This window comes from Paenibacillus sp. Y301, assembly GCF_059445505.1.
The window spans coordinates 590,176-598,718 of sequence record NZ_JCAIUL010000002.1; the positions used below are offsets into that span (position 1 = coordinate 590,176).

Below are 8,543 nucleotides of genomic sequence, written 5' to 3' on the forward strand. Positions count from 1 at the left end.
AGGTAGACAACATGTTAAAGTTGAATCTTCAATTGTTCGCATCGAAAAAGGGTGTTGGTTCCACAAGAAACGGACGTGATAGCCAATCGAAACGTCTTGGTGTGAAACGTGCAGACGGTCAAACGGTTACTGGCGGAAGTATCCTAGTTCGTCAACGCGGAACAAAAATTCATCCAGGTACGAATGTTGGCATCGGTAAAGACGATACCTTGTTTGCTAAAGTGGAAGGCGTTGTGAAATTTGAACGTTGGGGCCGCGATCGCAAAAAAGTGAGCGTCTACCCGGTAGATCTCGCTCCTGTAGCGGCAGCAGTGGAAGCTTAATTGCTATCGAAAACAGTTGTGAACTGATAAGAAGCCTCCGGCCAATAAGTGCCGGGGGTTTTTTTGTAGGTTTTGGGATGATTTGGTGAGAAGTACTGTGCTATACTATGAATTGGTGAAAACACTCAATATGTGATTAGGAACGAGGAGAAGCTGTGAAATCGTGGAGAAAGTTATGGGCTATAGCGGTCTTATCAACTTGGATTCCATTGTTTTTTGTTATATGGTATCCAGCGTTACTATGGTACATCGTGCTTACGCTTTGGATGGCTACAGTACTTTGGATCGTAATCACCACTATTCACAGGCAGTATGAAAAGGAACACCGGTTAGTTATTCAAAGTCTTGAGCAGACCGCTCTTAAGACATTAAATCATCATCGGCATGATTGGATGAATGATTTACAAATTTTATATGGTTATATCCAGTTAGGTAAACATGATAAATTACTTGATTGTGTGGGAAGAATAAAGGAACGGATGCTGATTGAGGGTAAGATTGCGAAGCTTGGTATCCCTTCATTGGTCTTCTATCTACAATCTTTTCGTACTATGGGAAGTAATGTGGAACTTGAGGTCAATATAGCGGATGATTTGCATCTTAGTGGTAGATTGAAGCAAGATGACACTGAGAACTGGGTATCTGCCATTGTAGAGGCTATTCGGTCATATCAATATGGCGAATTAGCATCTTTGGGTGAGAGTCGTAAGCTTACTCTTAGTCTGTATGAAGAAGATGGAGAGATTGTTGCCTTTTTTGAAGGTGAAGGTTCACAGGGGAAGCAAGAAGTACCTCCGCAACAAATTAATAATGTGGTTCGTAGCCAAGAGACAGAGCAGGTTTACAGCTCTCCAGCTTCTTTCAGGCTACGCGTGCCGTGTGATAGATGAGGAAGGTGAAGTTATGTTTGTAGATAAAGCGAAGATTTATGTAAAAGCGGGCGATGGAGGTGACGGACTCGTTGCTTACCGCCGTGAGAAATATATACCGGACGGTGGACCTGCGGGTGGTGATGGCGGCAGAGGTGGAGATATCATTTTCCGGGTAGATGAAGGACTTCGGACATTGATGGATTTCCGTTACCAACGCCATTTTAAGGGACAACCTGGTGTAAAGGGACGTAATAAGAACCAACATGGAGCTAATGCGGAACATACAGCTGTTCGGATCCCGCCAGGAACCATTATTATGGATTCTGATACAGGAGAAGTTATTGCGGATTTAACCAGACATGGACAGCAAGTTGTTGTCGCTCGAGGTGGCAGAGGTGGAAGAGGAAATTCACGATTCGCTACCATGAAGAATAAAGCTCCCGAAATTGCTGAGAATGGCGAAGAGGGTCAAGAACGTAATATTGTATTAGAATTAAAAGTCATGGCAGATGTTGGACTTGTGGGTTTCCCGAGTGTTGGTAAATCAACATTGTTGTCCGTTGTTTCAGCTGCTACTCCTAAGATTGGTGCTTATCATTTCACAACCATTACACCCAATTTAGGTGTGGTTGATGTAGGGGATCACCGTAGTTTTGTTATGGCTGATTTACCAGGACTAATTGAGGGAGCTCATGAAGGCATTGGGCTTGGACACGAATTTCTACGTCACGTTGAGCGGACTCGTGTTATTATCCATGTGGTAGATATGTCTGGTTCTGAAGGTAGAGATCCATTCGAAGATTGGGTAAAGATTAATGAAGAATTAAAATTGTATAACCCAGGTCTTGAGAAACGTCCACAAATTGTTGCTGCTAACAAAATGGACATGCCTGAATCGGAGTCATTGTTGGAATCTTTCCGTGAACAGGTTAAGGGAGTTAGACCTGATTTAGAGATTATGCCTATATCTTCTTTGACACGTAAAGGTATACAAGAGCTGTTGTACCGTGCAACAGACTTACTGGATCAAATTGAAGTTGATCCAATTGTAGAAGAAGTTCCTGAAATTAAGGAAAGAAAAGTGTATACATTAGACAAGAAAGACGATGAATCCTTCACGATTGTTCGTGAGAATGAGACATATATCGTTCAAAGTGTGAAGATCGAACAGATGATGAAGAGAATGCAGCTTAATTCACATGAAGCTATTCTCAAATTAGGTCGAATTCTTCGTGCTATGGGTGTGGATGAAGAGCTTCGTAAGCGCGGAGCTGTGGATGGAACACCTGTCCGTCTTGGCGAATACGAATTCGAATTTGTTGAAGGAAGTAGTTATTACTAACAAGAATATGCAGACTGACCGTAACGGTACTTTCCCAAGTACCGTTGCGGTTTTTTTTGTTAAAAGGGTTGCTATCTCTTGACCCTCAAAGGATATATAGTTTATAATGTCCACTATACACAAACAGTAGTCTTTGAGGAGAGGACGTTCGTGAAAGAACGCTATTATTTAGTTCGTGAAGATATTTTGCCTGAAGCTGTGATAAAGACCATGCAAGTGAAGCAATTACTTGTTGCTGGTGACGTGAAGACAGTCAATGAAGCCGTTGAACAAGTGGGGTTAAGTAGAAGTGCATTTTATAAATATAAAGATGGAATTCATCTTATTAATCAATTGGAACGTGAAAGAATTGTTACGATTTCCATTGATTTAGAGCACCGTGCAGGAATGTTGTCAAAAGTCTTGAGTTTAGTAGCGGGGCTAGGCGGTAACGTTCTAACAATGCATCAAAGTATACCGCTTCAGGGGATTGCCAATGTTGTTATATCTGTAGAAATTTCACGAATTAGTGAAGGACTAGGGGATATGCTTGAAGGAATGAAAGGTGTAACAGGCGTTAAACGTGTTCATATGGTTGGACAAGGATAGGACAAATATAGGATGGACGAAGTGGTCGAGGAGGGCTAGTTAATGAAACCAGTAAAAGTAGGATTATTAGGATTAGGAACAGTAGGCACAGGTGTTGTTCGTATTGTTGAAGGAAATCAGGAGGATTTAAGTAGTCAAGTTGGTTCCCCTATTGTTATTTCGAAGATTGCTGTGAAGAATAGTGATAAAGCTAGGGATATCCCATTTGATCCTACAATAATGACTGAAGATCCATGGGAGGTTATTCGCGATCCTGAGATTGACGTTATTATAGAAGTTATGGGTGGCGTAGATCAGACTAAAGAGTACATTATAGAAGCATTAGAACGGGGTAAGCATATCATCACTGCCAACAAGGACTTGATGGCTTTGCATGGATCTGAAATACTTGCAAAAGCACAAGAGAAACAGTGTGATGTATTCTATGAAGCTAGTGTTGCGGGTGGGATTCCCATTATTCGCACATTAATCGAAGGATTCTCTTCAGACCGTATTTTGAAAATAATGGGCATTGTAAATGGAACCACAAATTTTATTCTGACTAAGATGAGTAAAGAAGGCGCTTCTTACGATGATGTATTACTGGAAGCACAACAACTTGGTTATGCAGAGTCAGATCCTACATCGGATGTAGAGGGGTTGGATGCTGCACGTAAAATGGCCATCCTAGGCACACTTGGTTTTAGAACGAATGTAGAGTTAAAAGATGTTAGTGTTCGTGGTATTTCCCAAGTAACCAAAGAGGACATTGCATATGCTCAACGCCTTGGGTATGAAATGAAGTTGTTAGGAATAGCAGATCGTGAGGGTGAGCACATCAGCATTAGTGTCCAACCTACGATGGTACGCCGCAGTCATCCGATCGCATCCGTGAACGGTGTATATAATGCGGTGTATGTGTATGGCGAAGCTGTGGGCGAGACGATGTTCTATGGAGCTGGAGCTGGGGCTATGCCTACAGCAACTTCTGTAGTGGCTGACCTTGTAGCGGCGATTAAGAACTTAAGACTTGGCGTGAACGGCTTAAAAGCCATCGTTCCATATAAAGAGAAAAAGCTCAAAGATGATGAGCAAATCAATTATAAAAATTTTATACTTTTACATGTTGATGATAAGGCAGGGGTACTTGCGCAAATTACTCAAGCCTTCGCTCAATTTGATGTGAGTTTAGAATCTGTTGTTCAACAACCAAATGAACACAACCCATATGCGGAAATTATTATCGTAACTCATAATGCCAGTAAAGCTAGTATGAACATGGTGTTGCAGCATTTTGAAGGATTAGATGTAATTCGTACAATTAAAAGTGTCTATCGTGTAGAAGGTTAATTTAAAATGATAATAAATCGACTCCCTGCGGTTCTATTCAGGATACTGGGGAGTATATAAATTGAAATGCGAAGGATACTTCCAGTAAGAAATAGTGGGATGCGTGGGCTAATAGCTCTTTGACTTGAACGATTCAAGTCATACGTATGGACTGACTGTTATCCACATCCTACCGTTGAAAAGGACAATGGATGCTATCGCTAAGCTGGAAGAGGAACATTATGATTAGAAGTGAGGGTATACGTGTAAAGGTTCCAGCGAGTACGGCAAATCTGGGACCTGGATTTGATACGTTAGGAATGGCCTTATCGTTATATTCCTGGATTGAGATGAAAGCGTCTGAGCGCACCCAGTTCCATTTGTATGGTGATCAAATGAAAGGGTTGGCAAAAGATAAATCGAATTTGGTATATCAGGTAGCGCAACTTGTTTTTGATGAGGCAGGTGTTAGTGTACCGGAGATTGAACTCTCTATGTACTCTGATATTCCTTTAACGAGAGGTCTTGGAAGCAGTGCTTCAGCCATCATTGGGGGCATGAGTGCAGCAAATGCATTAATTGGTTCTCCACTTTCTAAGGATAAATTATTTGATATGGCTACTAAATTAGAGGGTCACCCTGATAATGTGGGAGCATCCTTATATGGCGGAATTATAACGGCGATATGGGATGGGACCCATGCTGATTACATCAGAATGGAACCTCACACTGATCTAGTTGCGCTTGTGGTTATCCCGGAATTTCAACTGTCTACTTCGGAAGCTCGAAAGGTACTCCCAGATCATATTAGTCGAGAAGATGCGGTGTATAACATCAGTAGATCTTCTCTATTGGTTGCGGCACTCTCAAACGGTAGATTTGATCTGATTGCAAGAGCGATGTCTGATCGATTACATCAACCTTATCGCGCAAGTCTGGTACCGGGTATGTCTCGCATATTGGAAGAGGCGCCAAATCGGGGAGCTCTTGGTGTCGCTTTAAGTGGAGCGGGTCCAACTTTGATATCCTTGGTAGATCGTCGGAATCTGGATAAGAGAGCGTTAGAAGTATATTTGTTGGATACGATGAAGGAATATGGAATTCAAGCTTCCGCGAGATGGCTTGACCCATCTAGTGACGGAGTTATTCTCAATGAGAGTGTTCAATCTAGCTCATTTATGGATATGATTAAAGGGGACATTAAAGTATGAAACGAATTGCATTACTACCAGAAGGCTCAGTCTCTCATGAAGCAGTAAAACATCTATTCGGTGATGAATCTGTAGAACTGCTGCATTACAAGCAAATTGCAGATGTATTTCGTTCAACGGTTCAAGGTAAAAGTGATTATAGTGTCATTCCCATAGAGAATACGATAGAGGGGTCTGTAAGCCTTCATATGGATTGGCTTGTGAATGAAGTTGATATTCCTATGCAAGTGGAATGGGTATACCCATCCATACAGAATTTAATAGGTGATCGTGAACAGTTCCTGACAGTAGATGGAGAGATCGATTACAGTAAAATCACCAAAATTTTGTCTCATCCTGTGGCTTCGGCCCAATGTCAGCAGTTTATCCGTACGCATGCTCCTCAAGCTGAGATTGAGAATGTGGGAAGTACATCAGAAGCTGTTCATATTGTTAAAAAAAATCCAGGGCAAGGATGGACGGCCATCGGAACGGCTCTTGGAGCTGTCACTCATAAGTTAGATGTCATGGCTGAACGAGTAACAGATCATGATAACAACTTCACCAGATTTATACTCATTGGTCCTGAACCGGTGTCCCTTAAGCGCAGAAGTATACAGACGAAAACAAGTGTAACTGTTACGCTCCCAGAAGATTTTCCAGGGGCACTTCATCAAGTTCTATCTGCTTTTGCTTGGAGAAGGCTGAATTTGTCCCGAATTGAATCCCGTCCCACGAAGAAGAAACTGGGTAACTATTATTTTTATATTGATGTTCTTGCTGAAGTGGACACTGTATTATTACAAGCCGCAATATCGGAGATTGAAGCTTTAGGATGTCAGGTGCGTGTATTAGGTTCTTACCCATGTTATAACTATGAAAAATAGTGAATGTGCAATAATAATAAGTCGAAATTCAATAAAAATCTTTTCATGCTAAAGCCATGGAAGGATTTTTTTTATTTTCAATGATGTCATCCGCCTAATACTTGCATAAGATGAGAGTAACGAAGGCGGGCATATGCCGTCTATAAGAAGTTTAGGAGGTTTTTGCCACGTGAAAATACACATGGTTAAGAAGGGCGACACCTTATACGAGTTATCTAAGAAGTATGGGATATCGCTAGAGAAATTAATTGCAGCTAACCCGCAGTTAACAGACCCGAACAAGTTAAACATAGGTGATAAGGTTAAAATTCCGTCGGAAACTGTTCCTGTTCCAATGCCTGAGAATGTCATTCATAAGCATGTAGTAAAGCAAGGAGATAGTCTATGGCAGATATCTAAAGCATGGGGAGTAACGTTGAGGGAGATGATTGATGCCAATCCTCAATTAAAGAACCCGAATGCCCTACTTGTTGGCGAAATTGTATATATCCCTAAAGTGGGTATGCAACAAGCGGCTAATGGGGAGACGACAGCTGGGAATAACATTCAGAATAAAACAACTCCAGGAAGTAAAACAAACACAGGACCTAAAGTGGATAACGCGCCTAAAGTAGATAACTCTCCTAAAGCTGAGATTTCACCAACGGAGACCGTTGTACCTGTTATCCCACAATTGCCCCAACTTCCTGACAATGCACCCGTTACTAATACATCGAATCCAGCACCCAACACGCCAATTCCCGTACCCGTACAGATGCCAATTGCAGCTAACCCACCACTTGATATCCAAGAAGAAAAGGTAGAGATGACTCAACATCTGTTTATTCAGTATTCTGTTCCTGCTCAAGAAGCGATGGGAAATGCTCCTATGATGAAGGAGAAATCAGGAAAGTCGGATTCATGTCCTCAGGGAACGGACCAAATGTACCCAGGGATATCAGAAGGGTACTCATGGAACCAGCAACAATATGAACAGCAGAATTGGAATCAACCACAGTACGAACAGCCAAATTGGAATCAACAAGGTTATGAACAACAACCTAATTGGGCACAACCGCAGTTTATGCAACAACCGTGTTATCCAGTGATGCCACAAATGGTTCAACAAGATTCTAATCCTAACTACTCACAGTGGGCTGGAGATGGATCTGGTTACGGGGGGTATGGGCAAGGATACTCACCACTCTCGAATAATGCTCCATTAGGGAATGTCACTGTGACATGCTCTAATATATATTCTTGCACACCTCCATATGAATGGACTTACCCGGAGGGAATGATGCAAAGCCCAATGGGATTAAATTCTGTACAACCGAATATGTCTTTCGGGGGCAATCCTCCCTATGTGCAGCCAGAACAGCAAGGGCAACAGCAAGGTTGCGGTTGCAATAGTAGAGAATCGAGTGTCGGAGTGATCGAGCAAGATTCAACACAAGGGAAACTTGAAGACGCTACGGAGGAAGTTAGTATAGCGAATAATGTGAGTGATTCTAATCCTGAATCTAAAGAATTAACTAGTAGTACTGATTTAAAGAAAGCCCAAACTTCGGCTACGAATAAAGGAAAAAGTAAATCGACTAAAGAAATAAAGCCGAAAGCTAGACAACATAAACGTCGCAATCCGTGGATAAAAAATTAAACGATATCAATCCTAAGATCAAGGCAAACGTGTAGGAAACGTTTGCCTTGATCTTTTGTATATTATTGGCAGTTGCCAACTGTGCTTCACATATGTTAAATTATTATTCCGGCCAAAAAAGATTGCTAATGGCTAAATGAAAGAAATGATGAATAGTATCATAGGGTAGATATTCTAATATACTAATTCTTTTAAAAAAAGTTGTTGCATTATTATTCATCACATGATATGATATAAAAGTTGTCACCGAGAACAACTGGTAACAACATAATGAACAAATTGGTCTTTGAAAACTGAACAACGAGTGAGTAGATTTCACGAAAGTGAAGTCAAAACAAATGAGAAATCATTTGATAGAGAAAGTAATTTCTCGTCAGTTTGTTTTAAATGAGCA

8 protein-coding genes are annotated in these 8,543 nt (G+C 41.3%); all 8 read left to right on the plus strand.

Annotated features, from left to right (window positions below; genetic code table 11):
• Positions 1–11 precede the first annotated feature (11 nt).
• The 8 genes from rpmA (at position 12) to AC1D69_RS06295 (ending at position 8,149) form a co-directional block, all read left to right on the plus strand.
• A complete protein-coding gene (gene rpmA / locus AC1D69_RS06260; protein WP_495455272.1) occupies positions 12–323 on the plus strand; it encodes a 50S ribosomal protein L27 in 312 nt (103 codons plus the stop codon).
• A gap of 155 nt (positions 324–478) precedes the next feature.
• Complete coding sequence (locus tag AC1D69_RS06265) at positions 479–1,213, plus strand: Spo0B domain-containing protein (RefSeq protein WP_495455273.1); 735 nt, start codon at positions 479–481, stop codon at positions 1,211–1,213.
• Positions 1,214–1,226: 13 nt separating this feature from the next.
• Complete coding sequence (gene obgE / locus AC1D69_RS06270; protein ID WP_495455274.1) at positions 1,227–2,537, plus strand: GTPase ObgE; 1,311 nt, start codon at positions 1,227–1,229, stop codon at positions 2,535–2,537.
• 150 nt (positions 2,538–2,687) lie between these two features.
• Positions 2,688–3,125, plus strand: coding sequence for an ACT domain-containing protein (locus AC1D69_RS06275; RefSeq protein ID WP_495455275.1), 438 nt, complete (start codon positions 2,688–2,690; stop codon positions 3,123–3,125).
• Between the two features lie 42 nt (positions 3,126–3,167).
• Positions 3,168–4,454, plus strand: coding sequence for a homoserine dehydrogenase (locus AC1D69_RS06280; RefSeq protein ID WP_495455276.1), 1,287 nt, complete (start codon positions 3,168–3,170; stop codon positions 4,452–4,454).
• A 221-nt stretch (positions 4,455–4,675) separates the two neighbouring features.
• Positions 4,676–5,644: a homoserine kinase gene (gene thrB, locus AC1D69_RS06285; protein WP_495455277.1), complete on the plus strand. Its 969-nt coding sequence runs from the start codon at positions 4,676–4,678 to the stop codon at positions 5,642–5,644.
• Complete coding sequence (gene pheA / locus AC1D69_RS06290; RefSeq protein ID WP_495455278.1) at positions 5,641–6,510, plus strand: prephenate dehydratase; 870 nt, start codon at positions 5,641–5,643, stop codon at positions 6,508–6,510. The genes thrB and pheA overlap by 4 nt, the downstream gene beginning before the upstream one ends.
• A 169-nt stretch (positions 6,511–6,679) precedes the next feature.
• Positions 6,680–8,149 (plus strand): LysM peptidoglycan-binding domain-containing protein, encoded by a 1,470-nt coding sequence (locus AC1D69_RS06295; protein ID WP_495455279.1) that lies wholly within the window; start codon positions 6,680–6,682, stop codon positions 8,147–8,149.
• The last annotated feature ends 394 nt before the right edge of the window (positions 8,150–8,543 follow it).